Source organism: Pseudarthrobacter sp. R1 (genome assembly GCF_024494415.1).
Lineage (GTDB): Bacteria > Actinomycetota > Actinomycetes > Actinomycetales > Micrococcaceae > Arthrobacter.
In genome coordinates, this window is record NZ_JAMKFI010000008.1 from 1 (window position 1) to 19,886 (window position 19,886).

Annotated in this window: 22 protein-coding genes and 1 pseudogene; 6 read left to right on the top strand and 17 right to left on the bottom strand. The window is 61.4% G+C overall.

The window, feature by feature from the left end; translation table 11 throughout:
• The 3 genes and pseudogenes from M8J71_RS10615 to M8J71_RS10625 all read left to right on the top strand — a co-directional run.
• Positions 1 to 290: pseudogene (locus M8J71_RS10615) on the top strand (aldehyde dehydrogenase (NADP(+))); the annotation flags it as partial.
• 39 nt (positions 291 to 329) lie between these two features.
• Positions 330 to 464, top strand: a complete 135-nt coding sequence (locus M8J71_RS10620; protein WP_256247884.1) for a hypothetical protein — start codon at positions 330 to 332, stop codon at positions 462 to 464.
• Between the two features lie 6 nt (positions 465 to 470).
• Positions 471 to 713 carry a hypothetical protein gene (locus M8J71_RS10625; RefSeq protein WP_256247885.1) on the top strand — a complete coding sequence of 81 codons (243 nt, stop codon included), beginning with the start codon at positions 471 to 473 and terminating at the stop codon, positions 711 to 713.
• A gap of 193 nt (positions 714 to 906) precedes the next feature.
• Here the strand turns inward: M8J71_RS10625 and M8J71_RS10630 are convergent, their stop codons facing one another.
• Positions 907 to 1,716 (bottom strand): hypothetical protein, encoded by an 810-nt coding sequence (locus M8J71_RS10630; RefSeq protein ID WP_256247886.1) that lies wholly within the window; start codon positions 1,714 to 1,716, stop codon positions 907 to 909.
• Positions 1,713 to 2,093: a hypothetical protein gene (locus tag M8J71_RS10635; RefSeq protein WP_174177513.1), complete on the bottom strand. Its 381-nt coding sequence runs from the start codon at positions 2,091 to 2,093 to the stop codon at positions 1,713 to 1,715. The genes M8J71_RS10630 and M8J71_RS10635 overlap by 4 nt, the downstream gene beginning before the upstream one ends.
• Positions 2,094 to 2,375: 282 nt before the next feature.
• Between M8J71_RS10635 and M8J71_RS10640 the strand changes: the two genes are divergently transcribed.
• Both M8J71_RS10640 and M8J71_RS10645 read left to right on the top strand, forming a co-directional pair.
• On the top strand, positions 2,376 to 4,112 hold the full coding sequence (locus tag M8J71_RS10640) for a hypothetical protein (protein WP_256247887.1): 1,737 nt from the start codon (positions 2,376 to 2,378) through the stop codon (positions 4,110 to 4,112).
• A 243-nt stretch (positions 4,113 to 4,355) separates the two neighbouring features.
• On the top strand, positions 4,356 to 4,685 hold the full coding sequence (locus M8J71_RS10645; RefSeq protein ID WP_256247888.1) for a histone-like nucleoid-structuring protein Lsr2: 330 nt from the start codon (positions 4,356 to 4,358) through the stop codon (positions 4,683 to 4,685).
• A 94-nt stretch (positions 4,686 to 4,779) separates the two neighbouring features.
• On the opposite strand, the gene M8J71_RS10650 is transcribed toward M8J71_RS10645, so the two are convergent.
• From M8J71_RS10650 to M8J71_RS10700, 11 genes are all read right to left on the bottom strand, one after another.
• Positions 4,780 to 5,220, bottom strand: coding sequence for a DUF4913 domain-containing protein (locus M8J71_RS10650; RefSeq protein ID WP_256247889.1), 441 nt, complete (start codon positions 5,218 to 5,220; stop codon positions 4,780 to 4,782).
• An 11-nt stretch (positions 5,221 to 5,231) separates the two neighbouring features.
• On the bottom strand, positions 5,232 to 7,001 hold the full coding sequence (locus M8J71_RS10655; RefSeq protein WP_256247890.1) for a type IV secretory system conjugative DNA transfer family protein: 1,770 nt from the start codon (positions 6,999 to 7,001) through the stop codon (positions 5,232 to 5,234).
• Positions 6,998 to 8,563 carry a helicase HerA domain-containing protein gene (locus M8J71_RS10660; RefSeq protein WP_256247891.1) on the bottom strand — a complete coding sequence of 522 codons (1,566 nt, stop codon included), beginning with the start codon at positions 8,561 to 8,563 and terminating at the stop codon, positions 6,998 to 7,000. Before M8J71_RS10660 ends, M8J71_RS10655 begins: the two co-directional genes overlap by 4 nt.
• Before the next feature lie 20 nt (positions 8,564 to 8,583).
• A complete protein-coding gene (locus tag M8J71_RS10665; protein WP_256247892.1) occupies positions 8,584 to 10,092 on the bottom strand; it encodes an SCO6880 family protein in 1,509 nt (502 codons plus the stop codon).
• Positions 10,079 to 11,122: a hypothetical protein gene (locus M8J71_RS10670; protein ID WP_256247893.1), complete on the bottom strand. Its 1,044-nt coding sequence runs from the start codon at positions 11,120 to 11,122 to the stop codon at positions 10,079 to 10,081. Before M8J71_RS10670 ends, M8J71_RS10665 begins: the two co-directional genes overlap by 14 nt.
• 226 nt (positions 11,123 to 11,348) lie before the next feature.
• The gene (locus tag M8J71_RS10675; protein WP_256247894.1) at positions 11,349 to 12,101 is read right to left on the bottom strand and encodes a hypothetical protein; all 753 of its coding nucleotides are present in this window, start codon (positions 12,099 to 12,101) and stop codon (positions 11,349 to 11,351) included.
• 27 nt (positions 12,102 to 12,128) lie between these two features.
• Positions 12,129 to 12,398 carry a hypothetical protein gene (locus M8J71_RS10680; protein ID WP_256247895.1) on the bottom strand — a complete coding sequence of 90 codons (270 nt, stop codon included), beginning with the start codon at positions 12,396 to 12,398 and terminating at the stop codon, positions 12,129 to 12,131.
• 11 nt (positions 12,399 to 12,409) lie between these two features.
• A complete protein-coding gene (locus M8J71_RS10685) occupies positions 12,410 to 13,009 on the bottom strand; it encodes a DUF6668 family protein (protein ID WP_256247896.1) in 600 nt (199 codons plus the stop codon).
• Between the two features lie 36 nt (positions 13,010 to 13,045).
• Positions 13,046 to 14,518: a chromosome partitioning protein ParA gene (locus M8J71_RS10690; protein ID WP_256247897.1), complete on the bottom strand. Its 1,473-nt coding sequence runs from the start codon at positions 14,516 to 14,518 to the stop codon at positions 13,046 to 13,048.
• Between the two features lie 41 nt (positions 14,519 to 14,559).
• Positions 14,560 to 15,069, bottom strand: coding sequence for a hypothetical protein (locus M8J71_RS10695; RefSeq protein WP_256247898.1), 510 nt, complete (start codon positions 15,067 to 15,069; stop codon positions 14,560 to 14,562).
• Positions 15,066 to 16,145 carry a CHAP domain-containing protein gene (locus tag M8J71_RS10700; protein ID WP_256247899.1) on the bottom strand — a complete coding sequence of 360 codons (1,080 nt, stop codon included), beginning with the start codon at positions 16,143 to 16,145 and terminating at the stop codon, positions 15,066 to 15,068. Before M8J71_RS10700 ends, M8J71_RS10695 begins: the two co-directional genes overlap by 4 nt.
• Positions 16,146 to 16,426: 281 nt before the next feature.
• On the opposite strand from M8J71_RS10700, the gene M8J71_RS23630 reads away from it, so the two are divergent.
• On the top strand, positions 16,427 to 16,684 hold the full coding sequence (locus M8J71_RS23630; protein WP_374114858.1) for an ArsR/SmtB family transcription factor: 258 nt from the start codon (positions 16,427 to 16,429) through the stop codon (positions 16,682 to 16,684).
• Between the two features lie 64 nt (positions 16,685 to 16,748).
• On the opposite strand, the gene M8J71_RS10705 is transcribed toward M8J71_RS23630, so the two are convergent.
• The 4 genes from M8J71_RS10705 to M8J71_RS10720 are packed head-to-tail and all read right to left on the bottom strand — an operon-like array spanning position 16,749 to position 19,864.
• On the bottom strand, positions 16,749 to 17,207 hold the full coding sequence (locus M8J71_RS10705) for a hypothetical protein (protein WP_238340955.1): 459 nt from the start codon (positions 17,205 to 17,207) through the stop codon (positions 16,749 to 16,751).
• Positions 17,194 to 18,375 (bottom strand): alpha/beta hydrolase family protein, encoded by a 1,182-nt coding sequence (locus M8J71_RS10710; protein ID WP_256248969.1) that lies wholly within the window; start codon positions 18,373 to 18,375, stop codon positions 17,194 to 17,196. The genes M8J71_RS10705 and M8J71_RS10710 overlap by 14 nt, the downstream gene beginning before the upstream one ends.
• Complete coding sequence (locus M8J71_RS10715; RefSeq protein ID WP_256247900.1) at positions 18,372 to 19,361, bottom strand: hypothetical protein; 990 nt, start codon at positions 19,359 to 19,361, stop codon at positions 18,372 to 18,374. The genes M8J71_RS10710 and M8J71_RS10715 overlap by 4 nt, the downstream gene beginning before the upstream one ends.
• Positions 19,361 to 19,864, bottom strand: coding sequence for a hypothetical protein (locus M8J71_RS10720; protein ID WP_256247901.1), 504 nt, complete (start codon positions 19,862 to 19,864; stop codon positions 19,361 to 19,363). The genes M8J71_RS10715 and M8J71_RS10720 overlap by 1 nt, the downstream gene beginning before the upstream one ends.
• Positions 19,865 to 19,886: the final 22 nt, after the last annotated feature.

Here is a 19,886-nt window from a genome sequence, read left to right on the forward strand (position 1 = left end):
TCCTGGAACAGAAGGTGGGCCGCATCATCGTCAACGGCTGGCTCCGAAGCCTCGATGTCGGCCACGCCATGGTTCACGGCGGCCCCTTCCCCGCCACCTCCGACTCCCGCACCACGTCAGTCGGAACGCTCGCCATCAACCGCTTCCTGCGCCCCGTCGCCTACCAGAACCTCCCCCAGGAACTGCTCCCGGAAGCCCTGCAGGACGCAAACCCCTGGCACCTGAACCGGCGGATCGACGGCGCCGTGGTCGCAGCCGAAGCCGACGAGAAGGCTGCAAGCTACGTCTAGTGCTGGTCGGCCGCGACCTCTACGGGTAGATGCGGCGCTTTGACCACCGGCGGCGGGAATATCATCCTCCGCAACCTTCCCGCCGCCGGTTCCCGCACACGCTTCCTGCTCCTGGGCACCCGCGAACCGGCGCTCATCATCACCGCGATGGGCATGGACTACGGCATCGGATAAGGCGCGATGCTCGAAGCCCAGTCCGCGATCCTTTCCGAACTGTTCCCCACCCACTACCGCTTCACAGCCATCGCACCATCCCGCGAAATCAACGCTATGGCCCTCGGCGGCACCACGCCATTCAGCGCAACCACCCTTGTCGGAGTAGCCGAAGGCAGCCCCTGGGTGGTCGTAGCCTTCGTGGTCACATGCCTCGCCCTCACCATGGAGCCCTCGCCGCATCAAAAACCATCAACAGCTCCGTCGTAGAGGCCGAACTGCGACAGACATAATCAGCCCTCCTTAACAAGACAACAACAACACTGTTGTTGTTGGGTACACCCCAACATGACGTCAGACTGGTCTCGCTAGCGTGTCAGGCTAGGATCCAAACGCGTATTACCCCACACCGCGAGTGCAGGGTCCTAGAACTCACCCTGACGAAATAGTTTGTGAGGGATTGTCAGGGATGGCGCCCAAGCAACGGGAGGTCGTAGTAGTCGGTCACGTAGGTGAACTCCGGATCCGGTCCTACGTTCTGAGAGGATAGCTGGTGCAGGTCATTGGAGCCGGACGGCAATCCGGCGTCAAAGCGGCGGTCCCAGTAAGCCCAGCAGCGCCCGAACAGCGTTTTGGAAGGGAAAGAGATGCCGAGCGGCTCCGAGCCATCATCGAGAACCTGCTGTCGGATGATCTCGGCGAGAATCGTTGTTACAGCCCTATCCTCACTGCTGATAGACCCAGCAGTGAGTACCTGGAGCACCTCGGTCATTCCCGGCACTGTTGGCGCCAGCTTCTCGAGGGCGTTGAGGGTATCAGGGTGATCCATTCTGGCCCACCATCCGCTGTGAGGCATCCGGATTTCATAGATAGATCGGTCCATTTGCCAATCCACTGAGACCGACCAGGGCGCGTCAACTCCGTTGGTTCTGGCGTCCTCCAGCACCTGGGCGATGTAAGCGTCTACTGCCCAGCCGATCGACTCAGCAACTTTGGCTACCGCCGCCCGGTCCTTCCGGAATCCAACCAGTACCTCTGCGTAGGCGCACCGCCTGGAGTCGGCAAGATAAATTGTTGATCCCAGCGTGTCATAACGCCCGCGTCGGTCAGGCGTAGCCTTCGCGGCTGTGGATGTGATCGGAAGTGGTCCGACGATGGCGTTCGAAAGGACCGAGAGGGCGCCGTACCGGTCCTTGGCGACCCTAAATCCAATCTCCGCCGTGGCTGCGGCAAGACGCAGCCCTGTCTTGCCGCAGGTCCGCTCCGTGATCACGCGGCGTAGGTGTCGTCAACGAAAGCTTCAGCGGCCCCTAGGACTTCGCGGCTGTGCAGCTGTTGAATGTAGAGCACTGGTAGCTCCTCACCCAGGCGGGGGTTTGGGCCCATGAGCCAGCTGAGCGCCACGTGCTTTCCTTCTGCTCTCTCCAACGTTCGCCACACTCTGTAGCCGAGTCGAAGCCGCGCCTCGACTTCGGGGCGAGGGTCCTGACCATCCGGTTTGGCCCAGTTGTAGGGCGATGTGCGGTTTTTCACGCCGCCCATTGCCTGAACGACCGTGGCGCCGACATTCTCGTTGAGCTCACGAACCAAAGCATGGATGTCCATTTTGGTGGTTTCCATGTAGATGTCATCGCGGATAGTCGGTTCCATGGGTCCATCATGCTTTGAAAGCAGCAGTAAAACAACTTGAAATATTACCAAAAACATCATAAACTCGTCGTCAGGTATCCCCCTCCCAAGCACTAGCCACCCCGGGAGGGAGGCTGCCGAGTGCTGCACTCAGTTGCGCTTCGTTTTGAATAGCCGCCCATCAATGCTTGGGTTGCCTGCATCGCCGGCTGTTGTCGAAGTCCGTGTCTGTCTCTTGATTTGGCTACAGCAGCAAGTGCCACCACGCCGGAATCAGCTCTAAACATTGGGGAAGGAAACGTCTTGTCGCGAGTCGAGTGGACACGATACAGCGGGGAAGATATTGAGTCCGTAGTGGCTATGTTTATCAGCGCCGAGTACCCGCAAGCGGAACGAATCACTCCTTCCAGTGGCGATGGTGGCATTGATGTTCTGGTTAAAAGCGATAAGACACGTGTCTACCAGGTCAAGAAATTTTCAGCAGCTTTGACTGCAAACCAGAAGAAGCAGGTCGAGAAGTCTGTCGACAGCTTGGTTTCGGATCCTCGCGTAAAGGACATGCAAGTCGATGAATGGCACATCGTCATGCCTTGGGACCCTACGCTGGAAGCAAAGGAGTGGTTGGCGGACTACGTCACTGCCAAAGGGCTGCCAGAACCCATTTGGGACGGGCTGACTCGATGTGATCTCTGGGCCAGCGAATACCCCCACGTTGTGGATTACTACCTGGGAGGAAACGCCGAGCGCATACAGCAGATGGCGTTATCGATAGTTCATGGGTTGCGGCTGAAGGACATCAGAAAAGAGGATGTCGAGTCACGGGATTTCTCCGGCTTTGCGGAAGAGCTGAAGGACACGGTGCTGGTCCTAAATCGAGAAGATCCTTTCTATACCTATGGTGTTCACGTAGAGCCACCGTCCCTGGCACCCGTCGAGGAAGAGCTGCGTGCGGCCTTGAAGCGGGAGAAACCCGGCATAGTGTGCACGACCATATGGGGCAATAGCGCTATACGTGTCCAAGTCGACGTGTACGCAAAGAATAGGGTGGCGTTCGATCTTGCCCCCGTGACGTTCAACGTGAACCTCACGGCAAAGGCTGGCTCGCCCGAAGCGACCGCCATAGAAGACTTCATCAAGTTTGGCAGCCCACTCGAATTGCCTGACGGAAGCGTAAACGGTCTTGCCAATTTGCCTGGCGGCCTTGGAGGAGAATTCGAGAATGCTGCTGCAGCAGTCCTCCCCAACACCACTATCTCAGAAGGTGCTAGCGAACTTCGCCTGGTACTTGTCGATGAAAACGACCAGCAGGTCGACTCCCTCACTATCAAACGCAAGTACACCACTACCGGCATCCCAACTGACAAGGGACCGCGGGGCGTCGAAACGTTGCTAGCAGATGCGCTTGGCATCATGACTGTCGTTCTGAGATTCGACGTGGACAAGCAGGTTCAAAGTCTGAAGCTGAACGTTGAGGCCCCCGATAGTAGCCGGCTCGCCGTGGATGCTCTCCCCGTCCTGCGTTTCTACAGGAGGATGTGCGCACCGAATTCCTTGGTTCTCGCTCCTCGCTTTGGTCCTCTTCCTGAACATCGATATCCCCTGAATACAGTCGAAGGAAAAGGCACTCGACCGGCAGACTACTGGCACGACGTGGCACATGCGCTGAGTCTGATACAGGAACGCACGCCACAGCTGCTCCACATGCCAAACCTCTCGGATGTGGATGAGAACCTTGTGCATCAAATTCTCAAAACGGGGGCCCTCCTAAATGGTCAAACCCTCACCCTAAAGATGGACCTTGTCTCGACAGATCATAATCCGGATGCCAGCGATGATGCCGAAACAACCGTGATGCTTGTTCCTTGGGCTATAGACCTGCCGGAAACAAAGGTTGACCTAGGCTACCTCGCCCACGCATTTGCGGGTAAGTTCTACAAACGCGCGCATGAGGAGCCCGACGGCCTATACGACGTCTGGCGCGTTCACGAGAGCAAAGTCTTGGTGAGAATGCTGACGAAAGAGGAACAGAAGGCGCTCTGAACGCTTCCCAAACCTCCTTATGCTTGCAGGGCCGTTCTTAGTCCCTTCCGGATAGTCGGGTTGTCAGTGACAGTCCACCTACCGTTGATCTCGCCGTTGCAGGAATCCGGAAGTGTTCGAATTCGGTTCCGCTGCCCACAGCCGGGGACAATCTTGGTGGGTTATCCACTGCTACTGCTGCTGAGGGAGCTAGCACCTGGATATTAGGGATCTGGTTAGTCAATAGGCTGCTAGCCTTAATTCATGGCAAAAAAGACAGTCGTGCTGCTTGAAGATGATATGGACGGTTCGGAAGCGACCGAAACTCTATCTTTCGCCCTCGACGGCAGTGAATACGAGATTGACCTTAATGACGGCCACGCGAAGGAACTGCGTGAAGCCCTGGCACGCTTTACCAATGCTGGCCGCAAGGTGTCTGGCGGACGTGGCCGCGCGGCAGCCCGTACTAAGTCCTCACATGGTGGCCCGGACGCGAAAGCGGTGCGGATGTGGGCAGCTGAAAATGGCATCCCCGTGAACACGCGCGGTCGTATCCAAGCGGAAGTCGTGGAGAAGTACGAAGCCGCTCGCTAGAATCGAAAGATACGAAATCAGGGCTGGAACATAAAGTGTTCCAGCCCTGATTTATTTTTAATTGAATGTCATCCGGCAGCTATCTGTATCCAGCTCAGCATGGGCTAGTCCGGACATCCGGGAACCATCCTGCCGGAGATTTTCGGGGTTCGAGGTGTTCGGGGTCTCGGTGTTTTTGCATGTCGCATTTGTAGAAGGGTCCGCGTGGGTCGAGGAGCACGCTCATGTGGTGGTCTGCGTGGTCTTTGAACCAGACGCTGATGCCGGTGGCTCCATCGAGTCTGAGGTGTTCCCAGGCGCGCCATAGTGCTTCCACGCGGGAGACAGCTTCTGGGTGGAAGTACCATTCGATGCACCATTTTGCTGCCCGTCCGTCGACGTCGCGGACGTAGGTGGGGAGCAGCTGCTCGTGTAGGAACTCTTCCGCTGAGCCGTAGACCAGCTGCGGGGGTTTTTGTTGTTCGCCCGTCTGAGCGCCAGCGTCCTCGATGTCCGGGCTGGGAGCTTCACTGAACCGGCCAATCTCGATGGTCATACCCTGCTCCCCTACCCGGTCACCCAGGGATTTGCGGCCGGCGCCGCTGCTACCGCTACTGGTTCTTCCTCTGCCTGCGGGCTGTACTTTTTGATGGATGCTTCTACGGCGTCCTTGTGTGGCCCTGTGTACCAGGGTATGGTCCGGACCAGGGTGGCGGGTGCACCGGAGGCGAGGATCACGGCGCGGCCGCGGTCCAGCTCGGCGAGGTTGGAGACATCGAAGATGCGTTCTTTGCTCTCCTGCCGGGAGCGGCTGGACCCGGACTTCCCTGATGAGACGGAGACGTTGATGTAGCTATAGTCCCCGATCAGGTCCGAGAGTGCGCGGAGGAACCCTTCTTCGGCGACGCCGCCGCCGTAGACCTTGACGTTCGCGGCTGACCAGATTTTCCGCATGTTCGCCTCGCCCCAGAGTTCGACGCCCTGAGACCAGGACTGCAAAATGCCCATGACGATCAGGCCCTTGGAACCGTAGTGACTGAACTGGTCCGGCAATCCGGCCCAGCGGACAACGTTCGCCAGCTCATCCAGGGCGAACAGCGCCGGCTTGGGCAGACGGCCGCCGCTGCGCTCAGCCCGTTCCTCCATCGCCTCAGCGATGGCCACGGTCAGTGCCGTGGTGAGCGGGGCGGCTGAGCCGGCCCCTTCCTTGGAGAGGATGTAGATCGTCTCCTGAGACGCGGCGAAGGCGTGCGGGTCGAACTGCCGGCGGGCATCACTGGCCACGCTCGCGCCGCGGACCGGGGCTACCCAGCGGAGCGTGTTCCGGCTCTTGAGGCACTGGATCATCTTCTCGGCGGTACCGAAGATACCGTCGCGCTGCTTGTCAGCCAGCTTCAGCGTGGACTCCAGGCCCTTGTACTGCAGCTCGTAGTCATGCTCCCGGAGGATTTCGATGGGTTCCTGGCTGACCTGCTCCGTCACCCACAGGTAGACCTGCGTGATCGGCAAATCGCCCAGTGCGGCCGCGAGGAAGTACGAAGAGAGGATGTCCTCGGCTTTGGGATCGAAGTAGGCGTCCGGCTTTGACCCCGGGACCCGGGAACCGACCGAGAAGTGCTGGGTGAGTTTGTAGGCCTTCTCTTCGTCGGTGACGTAGGACAGGGGGTTCCACCACCAGTTAGGTTCTTCCTGGGCGATCTTCTGCGGGTCGAAGACCCACACCGGGGCTACGTTCTCGCGGACGCCGCGGGTGCCGTCCACGACGTCGCGCTTGTTGGAGGTTGAGACAACGGCGCCGGGTGCGTCCAGGATGGCGGGCATCACCCGGGAGGTGGACTTACCTGTTCGGGGTCCCCAGATGTCGAGGCTGAGGTCTTCCCAGGACTGGACGAACTTCTGACCGGTGGAGACCACCTTGCCCACAACGATCCCGGGATTGTCCTTGATACCGAGGCGTTCGGCTTTGGCCTGTGCTCCCTTTTCGGAGAATGCGTCGAGGGACTTGCCGCGGCCGAGGTAGCGGGCGGCCTTGTCGACACGGGCGCGTTTGGATGCGCCTTTCCGCCACGCCATGAGTATGACGATGGCTAAAGCCAGGATCAGGCCGGCCATGACGCAGACGACGATTGTGGACTGGGGTGGCCAAGGCACCTCGCCCTTGATGAGCCCGGCGACCAGGTCGATGGGGTGGGCAGGCGGTGCGTCGATGCCTGCCATCCAGGACCCGAGGTGCGCGGCGGCGTAGGTGCCGCCACCGAAGATGACGATGGCGCCGATGGCCAGCCAGACCAGCAAAGCATCTTCGAGGCCCATTCCTTTGCGGTTCGGTGCACTCACAGCGCGCCCCCTTCGGCCGGCAGCGCAGGTGCTGCCGGGTCCATGAGCGTTTCCGCTGGTGCGTGCCATCGGGTGTCGGTGTCGTTCAGGCCGTCGTTCTTCTCGATCGAGGTCAGCCCGATCTGGACGGCGATGCCCGGGCGTCCGCCGACCTTGATCAGGAACTTGCCCCGGCCCGGGGGTTCGACGTCGAGGCCGCGTGAGTCCCAGGCGGGAGGGTCCTGCCAGGAGATGAGCTTTTGCTGCTCCTGCCGGGACAGGGGAATCGCGGAGGTCAGCAGCGGCATCTCTGAGGCGGGCAGGCCGCCGCAGATGACCATGCCGGAGCGTTCGACGAAGCCGCGGGCTTTCATCCGGTCCTCTTCTGCCGGCAGGGCCAGCAGGTCGGACATGGTGTGGGAAATCATGATCTGACCGACGCCAACGGACCGGTTCAGGCGGGTGAGGACGTCCACGCGGTCGACCATGCCCTTGCCGGAGCGCAGTGCCCGCCACAGCTCGTCCAGGACCACGAAGTAGTTCCGCCGCGGTTCCAGGCCGGCATCGGCCAGGGCGTTGGCCACGTTGACCGTTCCGAAGCCGTAGGACCAGCAGGCCAGCAGTACAGCAGCCTGGAGGTCAGTTTCGGTTTCGTCGATGCTGGAGACGTCGAAGACGACGGCGCGGTCCCGCTTCATCGGGTTGGTGGTCTGGCGGGAGAAGATTTCCCCCAGTTTCCCTCCCCCGGTCAGGCCCAGCAGGGTTGCTTCCAGTGCCCGGGTCTCCTGCAGGTAGACGGTCATGTCGCCACGGTCCAGCGCGACCTGCCGCAGCTCGTCCGGCGCGGAGACGATGACGTCCAGGAGGTCTTTCAGGACCGGGATGCCGTCGAACCGGTCATCGAGGACCCGCAGGGCCCGGTCCAGGATGGTTTGTTCCTGATCGGTGGGCGGGTTGTTCCGGCTGATGGTGATCAGCGAGACGACCATGTTCAGGCGGCGGCCGTGCGCGTCGGCCCGGACCCGGGTGGCTGCGTCGTTGTGGCCGTGTTCTTCGAGGACCTGGGCGACCTCGACGGCCTGGCCTGGATCGAGAATGTTAAGGTACCCGACGCCGCGGCCGAGCTTGATGACCTGCCCGCCGAGCGCTTCGACGGCTTTGACATGCTCGCCTTTCAGGTCCCCGAGCACCAGCGGGTTGACGCCTTGGGCAGCAAGGCCCAGGAACATGCGCCGGACCAAGGTGGACTTGCCCAGTCCGGGTTTGCCGAGGATGAAAGCGGAAGGGTTGGAGATGAGGCGTGCGCGCTGGAACCAGCTGATCGGGTCGCAGCAGACGGTAGCCTGAGTTTCTTCATGACGGCCGAGCGGGACGCCGATCATGGGCGAGGACGCGCCGGAGGAAAACGGCCACAGGCCGCAGACCTGAACCGTCGTTCCCCGGTACTCCTTCACGGACGGGACGAGCTGGGCCATGCCACCGCCACGGCCGGACCAGCCACGGGAACCCGGCCCGGCCTCGCGCGCCCGCTTCCCGGTCTTGTCCTTTGGTACGCCCTTTACTGGCTTTACTGTCATTGACATTAGAAGGTCTTTGAGGGCCATTACAGGGCGTCCTTGATTCCGGAGGGGACCATGCTGTGCTTGGGCAGGACGAGGCCCAGCGGCAGTGAGGCGGCGAAGGCGGTGTCCTGCGCGCCGTAGGCGCGGCGCAGGAGCACCCGGGCGGTGCCGGAGGTCTGTTCGATGGCGGCCACGGCATCAGGCAGCCGTTCTTTGTCGGTCACGGTGGCGGTGACGACCATGCCGAAGTTCACCAGGCCGGCGCCGCGGGCTTCTTCCTGGGCGGTCTGCACGGCCGAGCGGGCATCAACCAGGGCGCGTGCGCTGGGCCGGGTTCCGGAGGTGATGCGGACGTTGGCGTTGTTCTGGTCCCGCTCGACCACGGTTGCTGCTTTCGCGGAATCCATCGGGCGGTAGAGCAGGGATACCCGTTTGCGGTCAATGTCCCCATGCGGGGCCAGCAGCCGGGACAGAACCGAAGAGTTCACCGACCCGCGGGGCGCGCCGGTCATGGTCCAGGAGACCGAGAAGGCGCTGTCGTGGCGGTAGTCGTCCCAGCTCGCTTGGGTGGCGGTGGGGCCGACTTCACCCCAGGTGAGGGCAACTGGGGAACCGGCGGCGTGGGCTTCATCAATGATCAGCGCTGCAGGCGGATCGTAGGCGATACGGACGACCTCGCAGAGTTCCTGCGCCGACATCGGCCGGGCGATACCGGCGCCGGTGGACTGCAACCGGGCTGACAGGCCGGGGATCCGGGAGGCGAGGTCCCGGGCCACATCTTCGGGGGTTCGCTTCATTGACCCGGACCGCAGGGAGGCGTTGAAGGTCAGGGACACCCATGCGCGGACCGTGGCCGATCCCTCCGGGTAGGTGTCCACGACCTCGCGGAGAATGGCCTGGGCAAATTCCGGCGCGTTCGGGTCGATATTCATCTCGACTTCGTTCCGGAGCCGGTACCCAGAATCGGGCGCGGTCTCCACCGTCACGGCCGCGGCGTCCAGGCCGGCTTCATCGGCCAGGCCGGCGAGCCAGCCACCCCAGTTAGCGACCCAAGCGTCGACCTGCTCAGGGTCCACCAAGGAGGCTCCATCGGGTTCGGTGGAGAAGATGACGGTGAAGTGGCTGGTGGCCGGCACGTGCAGCATGGCGAACGGGCGCTTATAGGAGTCGGCGAACTCGTACAGAGTCGACTTCGCGGCCAGGCCAGGCAGCTGGTACATGCCCCACTCCGTCACACCCAAAGGGCCCGAACGGTAGAGGTTCGTTCCAGTGGACTTGGAAAGCCGGAAGGTCATCCGGGTGCCGAATCGATCTACAACGGACTGGCCGTGCTTGTCCTTGACCGTCAGCAACAGGGCGCTGGCCCCAGCAAGGGCAAGGACACCAAGTCCCGGGAACAGACCCCAGATAGCGAACGTGGTGATACCCATCAGAAGTCCGGCCATGACTATCCCGGTGCCGATGGCGCCGAGGTTGCCCAGGCCGGCGGAGCGCGGCACGCGCCAGTTGCCGTAGGACGGTTCCTTGTATTCGGTATTAATTGCTGCCACTGGGGCCCTCCCCGGTTGAATCCTGCGCGGTCTTCTCAATTGCCTGCGACGTCTTGGTAGCCACCTGTGCCCCGGCGGCTAAAGCCATGCCGGCCGGGCCAGCTGCTGCCGCCCTGCCACTTGCCCCCGCCGTGCCTGCTTTGCCTGCGGCCGCAGCACCAGCAGCGCCGCCCGGACCCGTAACACCGGGGGTGGGCTGGCCTCCCCCGCCCCGAGGACCAGACGCTCCGTCACTGCCCTTCGGCGAAGCACCGGCGGAAGTGCTCTGCGTACTGGCCGTACTACCTGTGGTCGCAGGAATGGGTGCGGCATTGCCTCGTCCACTGCCGCCACGGCCCAGGGACACTGCGCCCGTGGCCATCGCACCAACGGCAGCCCCGGCTGCAGCGCCGCTGCCCGAGGCAACGGCACCAACCATCGGCGTGACGAACCGCATCAACGCCGGAAGCGCGAACAGGGCAACGATCATCAACGTGAAGCCTGTGATCGAACCGACCAGGGCGTCCTGCCCGCTGGTGTTGCCCATCAAGAGGAACGCGACCGAGTACACGATGGCTGCCGCGGGCTTGTAAAGGATGAACGCGATGGTCCAGCCGACCGCTTTCTGGAACCACTGCCTGCCCATCTCGGTGTTCGTAAAAGCTGCCGTGGTTGGCAGAATGCCCGCCAGGATTACCAACATGCCGCTCCGGACCACCATCAGGACGATCTGGACCAGTGAAGCAATCAGCCCGATCAGGCCCAGGACGATGAGGATGAATACTCCGACCTCCGTTTGGCCAATCATGACGAGGACGCTCATCGACTGAGCAAAGCCTTTACCGTCCGTGGAACGCTCAATGATGGCGGCCGAAAAGGTATCTGCGGCAATGACCAAAATAGAGATGACTCCCAGGCCAAGGCCGGACACCAGGGTGAGGGTAAGCAGCGAACGGAGCAGGTCCTTTAGCGGTGCACCGCGCTGTTCCCAGATCATCCGGATACCACCCATGATGACGGCGAGGACCGCCAACGTCAGCGTCCAAGTCACCAACTCACTGTTGACTATCGACACCACGGGACTTGGCCCAGTCCTGTCCTCGCTTATCAAGTTCACCGTAGGCATGGAAACCCAGAAGGTAGACAGAGTCGTCACCATCTGGCTCATGCCCTCCATGATGGCTTTAGCCATGTTGCCCAAGGCGTCATCGGCCAAGCCTGAAGCCCAGTTTTTCAGCTCACATCCGGCGTCGAGCATTTGGCATTTTTCCGCCACGTTAGGCTCCCGACCAAGGAATAAAGCCGCTAAGGTCCCGGATCTGGGTTATGTCGTTAACCAGTCGACCTGAGTCAGCAATTGCCAGCTTCCAGTCACCATCTACCCACTCCAGGGGAAGTACCGTGTGTCCCAACACACCTGTGTCGGTCTGAAAGGCAAGGTCAACATTGGCTGCTGAACCTGAGTAGCTCTTGATGACAAAGCCGCGAAATTGAACGGTCGAACTTGGCGCGGCCGTTGCCGGCATGGCCTGCGATTCTTCTTTGGCAATATCCCTGCCCGGCCCGGGAAGCAAAAGCCTATCCGTCAGTTTCTGATTGATGGCACGGTCCCCTGATGAGCCCATCGCAAGCAAATTGGCAGCGGCGTAGAGGGCTCCTTTTGGCGTTTGGGAAAAGCACGAACGGAACCCATCTTCGTCTGTGGTTCCTGGACCGAAGGTGTCCGGCTCGGTAGGCGTAGCCATCTTGCCAACAAGCTCCCAATTCGTATCCGGCGCCGACCCTAACGCCGTCTCCGACGACGAAGGAAGTCCACAGACGCTGCTGCCAGCCTCAGCTGAAGCGCTGGGGCTGGCTGAACTGCTGGACTCCACATGCGCAGGGGCAGGTTGTTCACTGCCCTGTCCTTTGGGGAGCAGGAAGATCGCTATGGTTGCTGCGATCAGCGCGACCACCAGCGCGGCCGCGATGATGAAACCGGGCTTGGTGAACGGATTGCTTTCGGTGGTGCTCTCTGTTGACTGGCTCACGGTGAACCTCCCGTTCGTGGTGGTGGCTTAGACGAAGGCGCGGACGATGCCGGCCGCACCGGTGATGATGATGCAGCCCAGGAGAACCCAGCCGAGCTTGCCGATGGCTTGTGCGCCTTCGCCGCGCTGGAGCTGGATGACCATGCCGATGCCGACGATGATCACGCCAAGGACCCCCAGGACCAAACCGATGCCGGAGGCCCAGTTCAAGACCAGGAGCAGCCCGTCTGCCTCTGGAGGGATGGTCGGAGTGGGATTGGGGATGACGCCGGTTGCAAGTGCGGAGAAGTAGTTCATGGTGAGACCTTTCAGTGAGCGGTGTTTGATGTGTCGGCAGCCAGGGTGGCTATGTCAGTAATGAAGCTTTGAAATTCGCGGGTCGGTGCCGTGCCGTTTCCGAGCCGCCATGCCTCGACCCAGGGCAGGGTCCAGAGCCGGGGCGCTCCCCCACCGACGATGGCGGCGAAGTCGCGCAGCGCTTTGGGGGTCTTCCCCGGTGCGTCCGCCAGGATCGCGAGGCCGAGCAGGTCAACTTTCGGTGTGGCTCCTGATACCCATTGGGTCAGGGCGCTCCTGGCGGCTGTGAGGCCGCGCATGTCTGCGCGGCAGACCAGCAGCACCCGCGGCTCGCTTCCGTCCTGGAGGACAGGCCAGCAGTGATCGGTGGTCCGTGCCCCAAGGAGGTCCGCGACTCTGCTTTCGCCCGCTCCCCCGTGCGCGCCGATGATCCACAATGCGGCGGAACCGCTCATGGTGCGGCGGGCCAGCCGGTCCGCTGCGTCGGGTTCGACCATCCCCTTCAGAGGAGCACTGATGACTGCCGCCGGCGGCATACACGTATTCATTGTTTCCTCTTCCGAGATGTCCGTAGTGGGGCTGGTGACCCAGGGGTTCAGGGACTGTTGCATGGTTCCTCCTTCCGAAAGTCCGAATGATGGGTGGGTTTAGAACCCTTTGGCGACGGCGGCCGCGGCCGCCAGCCACGCCCGCTGGGTGGCGGGCTGCAGGGCTTCATAGCGGATGGGGCCATTGACCAGTGCAGGATCGTACGGAATCCGGACGACAGCCCGGACGAACGGTTCAAAGCCGTCAGCTATCCGCTGGGCCTCGTCCTTGGCCCGCTTCAAGGCATCCCCAGACATGGTCCGCTTGGCATCGGTGGATTCAGAGACGATCACGACGGCGTTGCGGGCCAGCTCGGCATCGTGGCCACCACGGGATTCGAGGGTCTGCAGCGTCAGCCGGGCAGCTTCGGCGCGGTCCTCGATGGCCGTCACAGGCACGACGAGCTGGTTGGTGTGGTGGATCATCCTGCGCCAGTTCGCCGCCCGGGCGGTGTTGCCCGAGTCCATGACCACCAGCCGGTAATAGCGGGTGAGGACCTGGTGGGCGATGTCGACTTCCTCAGCGGTGACTTCGTGGTCGCCTTCCTCGTTCTCATCCGAGCGCAGGACATCGAACTTGTCTGCGGTCTGGTGGTGGACGAACTTGGCGATCTCGGCAGCGTTCGTTGACGGGGAGAGCAGTTCGGTCGAGGAATCGATCAGGTCCAGGACGCTGCGGTCATGGGCGCCCTTTTCGGTCCGCCACCCCAGCGTGCCTTGGGACTCGTTGTTGTCCCAGGCGACCGTCGCGGCCCCGCTGTAGCGGGCGAGGATGGCCGAGAGCATGACCACCGTGGGGGTCTTGTTCGCACCGCCCTTGCGGTTGACCACGGCGATGGTCCGGGGACCTGGCCAGTGCTGGCTGACCGTGCGGATATCCTCCCGCTCGGAGAGTTCTTCGGCGGACGGGTCCATCCGGAAGCCAAGGCGCGTGAGCGCACCCCGCCAGCCCTGGGTAGCCGGTTCAAGGACAGGGGCGCTGACCAGGAATGAGGTTTCCTTCAAGCGGCGGCGCGTCGGCGGGGCTTCCTCCGTGGCCACTGCCGTCTCCGGCACCGAGGTGGCCGGCATGTCCGTCGTCTCTGACGACACGGGATTGGGCGGCCACGGCTGGCGGTCCACGGCAGCTACGGCGGCAGCAGTGGGCTCTGCCGGAGCATCCACAGGATCAGGCTCAGGCGCAGGGGCTTGGACGGTGTCGATGCCTGTGGGAGTTGGCGTCGCGGGCGTGGGTTCCGGTGCCCGGCGCCGTGCGGGGCGTGCCTCGTAGGAGACGGATTCGATCCTGTTGTCCGGGTGCACGATCAGCTCCCCATGTCCCTCGCGATCCTCGATCTGGACTCTGACGGGACGGTTCAACGTCTGTGCCTCGCCCACGACGAGGGCCAGGGCGTTGTTGCGAAGATCCTGCAGGGACTCCCCGGCAGGGACGATGCGGGAATTACCGGCGACAACGACCTCAGCGGTTCCGTTGTCACGGACGATGGCCCTGATGTTTGGAAAGGCCAGGACCTCGGTTGATGTGGTGCTCATGGGCTTCTTCCTTACGTATGTGAGTTGGGGAGTTCCGGCGCTTAGGACGAGGGAGGTGTGAAGCGGTTGACCTTCCACGGGGCTTCCTTGCCCGTGCGGAGCAGCTGCACCGTGTAGGTCCCGGCGTCGGTCGGTACCGCCGCCATGACCCCGTAGCCGTTGGCTTCATCGACGCTCAGCGTGGCCCGGCCGGTGACGCGGCCAGCGGGAATGTTGGCTGGGTCCACAGCCGAGTAATCGGCGGTGGCCTGGGGCGTCAACCATCGGGCAAGATCGTTGGCCCACTGCTTTTCCTCCACACCAGGGCGGGCAAAGTCCGTCATGGCCTTCTCAGCGACATCCACGGCCGCGTCCTTGCTGGCCTGATCCCAGGCGATGCCGATCGTGGCCGGGACCGTGCCCCCGGGAGCCTGCGGGCCGCTGCTGGCGCTCAGCGACACCGGCGCGGAAGGGGTGGCGGACGATTCTGCCGGTGCAGGCGTGGTGTTCGCTGCCGGTGCGCACGCGGCGCAGAGCAGGGCTACTGCGATCAGGGCCAGGGGCTTCTTCACTTTTTCTCCTCTTGGGTGGGCAGGTACAGGAACACTGAAGGGATCTCGTTGCTGACGGTCCGGGTGTAGTAGTTGTGGTCATCCGGGGGCGGGTTGCCGTTGTAGCCCTCTTCGACGTAGGTCCCGTCGTCCTTGACTTCCTTCACCACCGCGACGTGGCCGAAAGTTGGGTCCGCTCCTCCGGCGCCGGGCGCATACCAGACGACTGCCCCAACACGGGGAACGGAACCGGTGGGCCAGCCTTTGGCGTCCCAGCCGGCCTTCCACGTCAGGGCCGAGCCAAGGCCCTGGCCGTCCGGACGGAAATTGCCGTTGAGGAACTTGAACGGTTCACCCGTTGAGCCCATCTGCTGGTTCACCCGCCAGAGAGCGAAGTCCACGCACTCCCGGTAGAACATGCCCAGCGGTGAGGCCGATGCAGCTCCTGCACCGACCTGCATCCAGGTGGGACAGACTTTCCACGGGTAGTCATCCCCGGCGCCGGACTTCCCCGGGATGGCGCAGTCGCTGCCTTCCAGCGAGAACTTTCCGTCCGACAGCGCCTGGACGAGCTTGACCGCCTCGGGCCAGTACTTCTGGTAGTGGTACGGGTCGGCGTTGCGCTGCACCTTGTTGCCGGCGATCGTCGGCTCCAGCAGCTCCCAGCCCTCGACCTTTTGCAGGGCCTTGATGAAGTTCGTGGCGCTGATCGTCGGGTCCATGCGGTCTGCGTAGGAGCCCCACGCGCCGTTGTCACGCTGCTGGAACAAGCCGCGCGAGTCAGGGCCGGGCCCGTCGCCGTAGTCCAGGACCCGCAGGCCAGACTCCCCCAGGGACACCATGACGCTGACCATCTGTCCCTTCAACGACAGGTCCAGGGCATCACCGGCACCCATGATCGCCGCGGCGTTCTTCAGCTGCTCCTCGGTGTAGCCCTCGACCTTGGTGTTCACATCGGTGACGGCAGAAACCGCCGGGCCACAGGTAGCCGCGGTGGATTTCGAAGGGGTGAGCAGCACGAGCATGGTGAATACCAAGCCAAAAAGCAGTACCGGGGTGACGGCGAGCGTAACCAGAGCAAATGACCTGCCCCGCATCAGCGCAGACCCCCGTCCTCGACGAACAAGAGGCCCGTGGCATCCGTTTTCGCCGGGTCGGTGGTGGAAGCGCAAGTGGCATCGGAGGTGAGGCCAAGACACTGCGGGAAGCTGTCTCCACGACTCCACGTGAAGGGAGCCGCGGCACGCACTCTTTCATTTAGCAATAGAGTCCAGCATGGATAGTCGCGATGATTCAATGGAAAGTCGGGCAGTATAGACGCATGCCCCGACTGATCCGACCGAATCTTCCTCCAGATGTCGAAGCCGCAGTGAGATTCATGGGCAACAGGGCTCGAGCGAAGGTCTTGAGGCAATTGGCTATTCTGGGTCCCTCGACGATTGGGCAGCTCCAGGCCGAGCTGGACATAGGCAGACCGAGCCTGAACCGGCATCTGGAAGCTCTTGAAGATGATGGTTTGATCGAAACTGATCCTCCGCGCGGTGTACGCCAAGGCCGGGATGTCACCTATGCTGTGCGACCAGCCAGGGTCCGAAACTTGGCACGCGCATACTTTGACTACATCGAGGGACGCTGATCCCGACGCCTTGCTCTTGATAGCCATGTCACCACCCTAACAGGGACGAAACATGTTTCGAACGTTATTCAGGGTGTTCCGGATCAATTCTTTCAAGGGCATCGACTTCATCGAGAAGAGCGTTGATGGCGTCCAGGGTCTTGATGTCAATGTCGCCAAGAGTTCGAGCCGCGATATTCTTCAGCTGGTTTCGTCGCATCTTCTTCAGAAGCTGAAGCTCCCGTTCAATGCGTTCTGGAAGTTCACCGGTTTCATCTGTTAGGTATACCGGGTCAATCTCGAAAAACTTGGCGAGTGCAACCAGCGCCTCCGTGGGAACAACCTCCAGCGATTCGCCTGACCGGATGCGCCACCACCGCGTCCTGGACAATTCGTATCCGTGCTGGCGGACGCCGGCCTGTATGTCCGAGAATTCATACGGCTTGCCACCTTCGGCCACTACTACGTCAAGCAGAAGATTCACCTTGCGAGCAAGAGTCTCCGCCTTTGCCAGCCGATCCCGGGCGGTCTCACTGCCAGCCATTTCCTACCCCATCCGAAAGTTCACCAGCTGACGTTGCAGCTTGAGCCTCAGCCCGGTCCGGCCGGAAAAATTTTCCAAACCAACAACGAACTGCCAAATCCCACCCTACCGGGTCTGCATTCCACTCCTGTGTGTGGCCTGAGCACTCGAATCCGACCAGTTTTACTTGTCCTTTGTGGGCCGCGGCGAAGCGGACAGAATCTTCGATGGGGACGGACCAGTCGTTTTTGTTGTGCAGTATCAACACTGGAACGTCGGGCCTGCGGCCGAATCTGTTCGCGTCCGCTCTCCTGATGTCCAGTGGCTGGTGGAGGCCAGCCAGCCGGCACAACTGAGTTGAGGAAATTAAGGAGGTAATCACGGAACCGAGGAACCGGGGCCAGCCTTGGTGGTGGGCGTTCGCACGGAAGGCCGCCTCCCAGTTCAGTACCGGAGACACCATCACGACACCTTTGATCATATTTGCCAGCTCTGAACGGTGGAGAGCATTGAGAGCAATGGTCGCCCCAAGGGACCAGCCGAATATGATGCAGCTGTTTCCTCCCCGTTCTTTAACGACCTTGAGCGCGTCTTCAAGGTCGTGCCACTCAGACTCGCCCAAGTGAGAGCGGCCATCCCGCGATCTCGGCCCCTCACCATCGTTGCGGTAGGAAACGATCAGTGAGGTCAGACCTAGAGCATTTGCGCTTTCCACGCCTCGAAGTGTCTGTCGACGGTCACTCCCCTGGCCATGTACGTGAATTGCCCACAGGTCGTTTCCCTTATCGACGATCCATGCAGGAGCCGGACCTAGCCCGGTGGGCACCTCAGTTTCAAGGAAAGAGGAAGACGGTGTGACGGCTACGATGCCGCTCCACCTGCAACGCGACTGCAATGACAATGCTATGGGTCGATAAAGAAGGCGACGCCGAACCGCCCCGTTTGTGGTAGCAAGCACCGGTCCTAGAACAGCTGGGTCATCTTGCCCAGCAATTTTTAGTCCAAAGGTCCCTGGTGCAAGCGTGCGCTTGGTGGCCCGAAGCTCGATTTCATCGTCACTTATCGCTAGGGGAATGATGTCATAGCGGGGTCTGTGGGTGGGAGAAACGGCCTTCCGTGCCGCCCATGCAAGCGTCGTCAGTGTGGCGCACGTTGCAACAACCACTAATTTGGCGATAGCAGCAATCATCTCGAGCGCCACGATTGTCGCTCGAGGTATCGGGTTGCCCTAGCCAGCTTGTCAAGTCCGTCGCTACCGATCCGTTTACTCGATCCGGGATCCCGGACAAGAGAATCCTGAATCTCCACAATCATGCGGTGCAGCTCCCGTCGGCGTCGGTGCGGACGTTCGGGTACGACCGCGAAATCTAGTGTCACCCCGGCATTTCCGGCGATGGCCACCTTCCAGACTGGGTCTAATTCAGCGAGCATGGAATTAATCCGTGAGGCCTCGTATATGGAGAGAATTTTGCGTCGTGCTGGCGGGAGGGCCAGTCCGGTGCAGAGCAGAGTGAAAGTTGTTGCGTTAAGTACCCCATACAGCTCGCTGAGCGTGGCCATCGCCTGTAGCTCGCCCAAGACATGCAGAGTGTCAAGCGCTAGTACGTTGACCACTAGTAGGACAGCTGACAAGCAACCCATACCTACCAGCGCGAACGCCGTCTTGTAATTGCCAGTGCTCCAAGACTTGCGGAAGCGTAGGCAGGTCCAACCTGCCGCGGCCATCACTGCACCGATGTATACGTATTGGACCGCCGAATATAGGGCAGCGGCAGGCTGAGCCCCGTACTGCATCATGAAGGCTGTGGAAGTGATGGGGGCATCGATCAGGCTGAAAAAAGCAGCTGCAGCGGACGCGGCTACCATCACGCCGAACTTACCTAGCACACGGGGCGACTTGGAATGTCCCAGTACAGGAAGGGGACGGGCAGCCCTGTGGATGGCTCTTGCAAGGAAGTAGACACCAACCAAGAGCAGGAGATTTGCACCGAGGTCGGCATAGTTCCGTCCATACAAGAGCTGATCAACGACCACATAAACGCAGTCGACGTTGAAGAGCAAGGAGATCGAGATGAGGACCGACGCCCAGAGGATGCTTGTGTCCTTTCCGGGCCGCCGGGTCACTACGACAACCACGCTGAGGGCGATCATCAGCGCTGCCGTGAAGATTTGCACTATCCGAAGACCTCCTCGAAAGCCCCTGGCTCTGTTGGAGTTCCCCTGAGCGCTTCTGCCATCAAATCCGCCAGATACTCGGCCGTGGCCTCCTCCACTGTGCGGAATTCTGTTCGCATGAGCGCTCGACGTACAAGCTCGGGTGACAAGCTTTGCAGACCTTCTATTAGCAACACGCGGGCCGCGGAATTCGCATCATGCCCCAAGACCATGTGGGCGAGCTCATGAAGGATGAATTGCTGCCGCTGCAACTCCCAAGGAGTCGGAGGATGAAACACCCATTCCTGTCTCCTTCCAGGAACCCAGAGACCGCAGATGGCGGTGCCAAGCAATCTGTCGGTTGCCTTGATACGAATCCGACGGCCACGGAGTTCTTCGACGGCACTTACGATCTGCTCAAGCGTAAGACCAGACGAAAGATTTAGGCTCTCGAATGCCTTGGAGGCATCTCGGAACGCTTGCTCAGACTTAGTTATTGACAAGGAACGCAGAGCTTGCGTCACTACAAGTTCCTTCACATGGTTG

Bases quoted from the DNA above. Each gene is read 5' to 3' on its own strand.
- M8J71_RS10660 (WP_256247891.1), bottom strand. From the start codon at position 8,563: ATGTCAATGACAGTAAAGCCAGTAAAGGGCGTACCAAAGGACAAGACC.
- M8J71_RS10625 (WP_256247885.1), top strand. From the start codon at position 471: ATGCTCGAAGCCCAGTCCGCGATCCTTTCCGAACTGTTCCCCACCCAC.
- M8J71_RS10705 (WP_238340955.1), bottom strand. From the start codon at position 17,207: ATGGCTGGCAGTGAGACCGCCCGGGATCGGCTGGCAAAGGCGGAGACT.
- M8J71_RS10650 (WP_256247889.1), bottom strand. From the start codon at position 5,220: ATGACCATCGAGATTGGCCGGTTCAGTGAAGCTCCCAGCCCGGACATC.
- M8J71_RS23630 (WP_374114858.1), top strand. From the start codon at position 16,427: ATGGGCAACAGGGCTCGAGCGAAGGTCTTGAGGCAATTGGCTATTCTG.
- M8J71_RS10690 (WP_256247897.1), bottom strand. From the start codon at position 14,518: ATGAGCACCACATCAACCGAGGTCCTGGCCTTTCCAAACATCAGGGCC.
- M8J71_RS10710 (WP_256248969.1), bottom strand. From the start codon at position 18,375: ATGATTGCTGCTATCGCCAAATTAGTGGTTGTTGCAACGTGCGCCACA.
- M8J71_RS10700 (WP_256247899.1), bottom strand. From the start codon at position 16,145: ATGCGGGGCAGGTCATTTGCTCTGGTTACGCTCGCCGTCACCCCGGTA.
- M8J71_RS10685 (WP_256247896.1), bottom strand. From the start codon at position 13,009: ATGCAACAGTCCCTGAACCCCTGGGTCACCAGCCCCACTACGGACATC.
- M8J71_RS10680 (WP_256247895.1), bottom strand. From the start codon at position 12,398: ATGAACTACTTCTCCGCACTTGCAACCGGCGTCATCCCCAATCCCACT.
- M8J71_RS10645 (WP_256247888.1), top strand. From the start codon at position 4,356: ATGGCAAAAAAGACAGTCGTGCTGCTTGAAGATGATATGGACGGTTCG.
- M8J71_RS10635 (WP_174177513.1), bottom strand. From the start codon at position 2,093: ATGGAACCGACTATCCGCGATGACATCTACATGGAAACCACCAAAATG.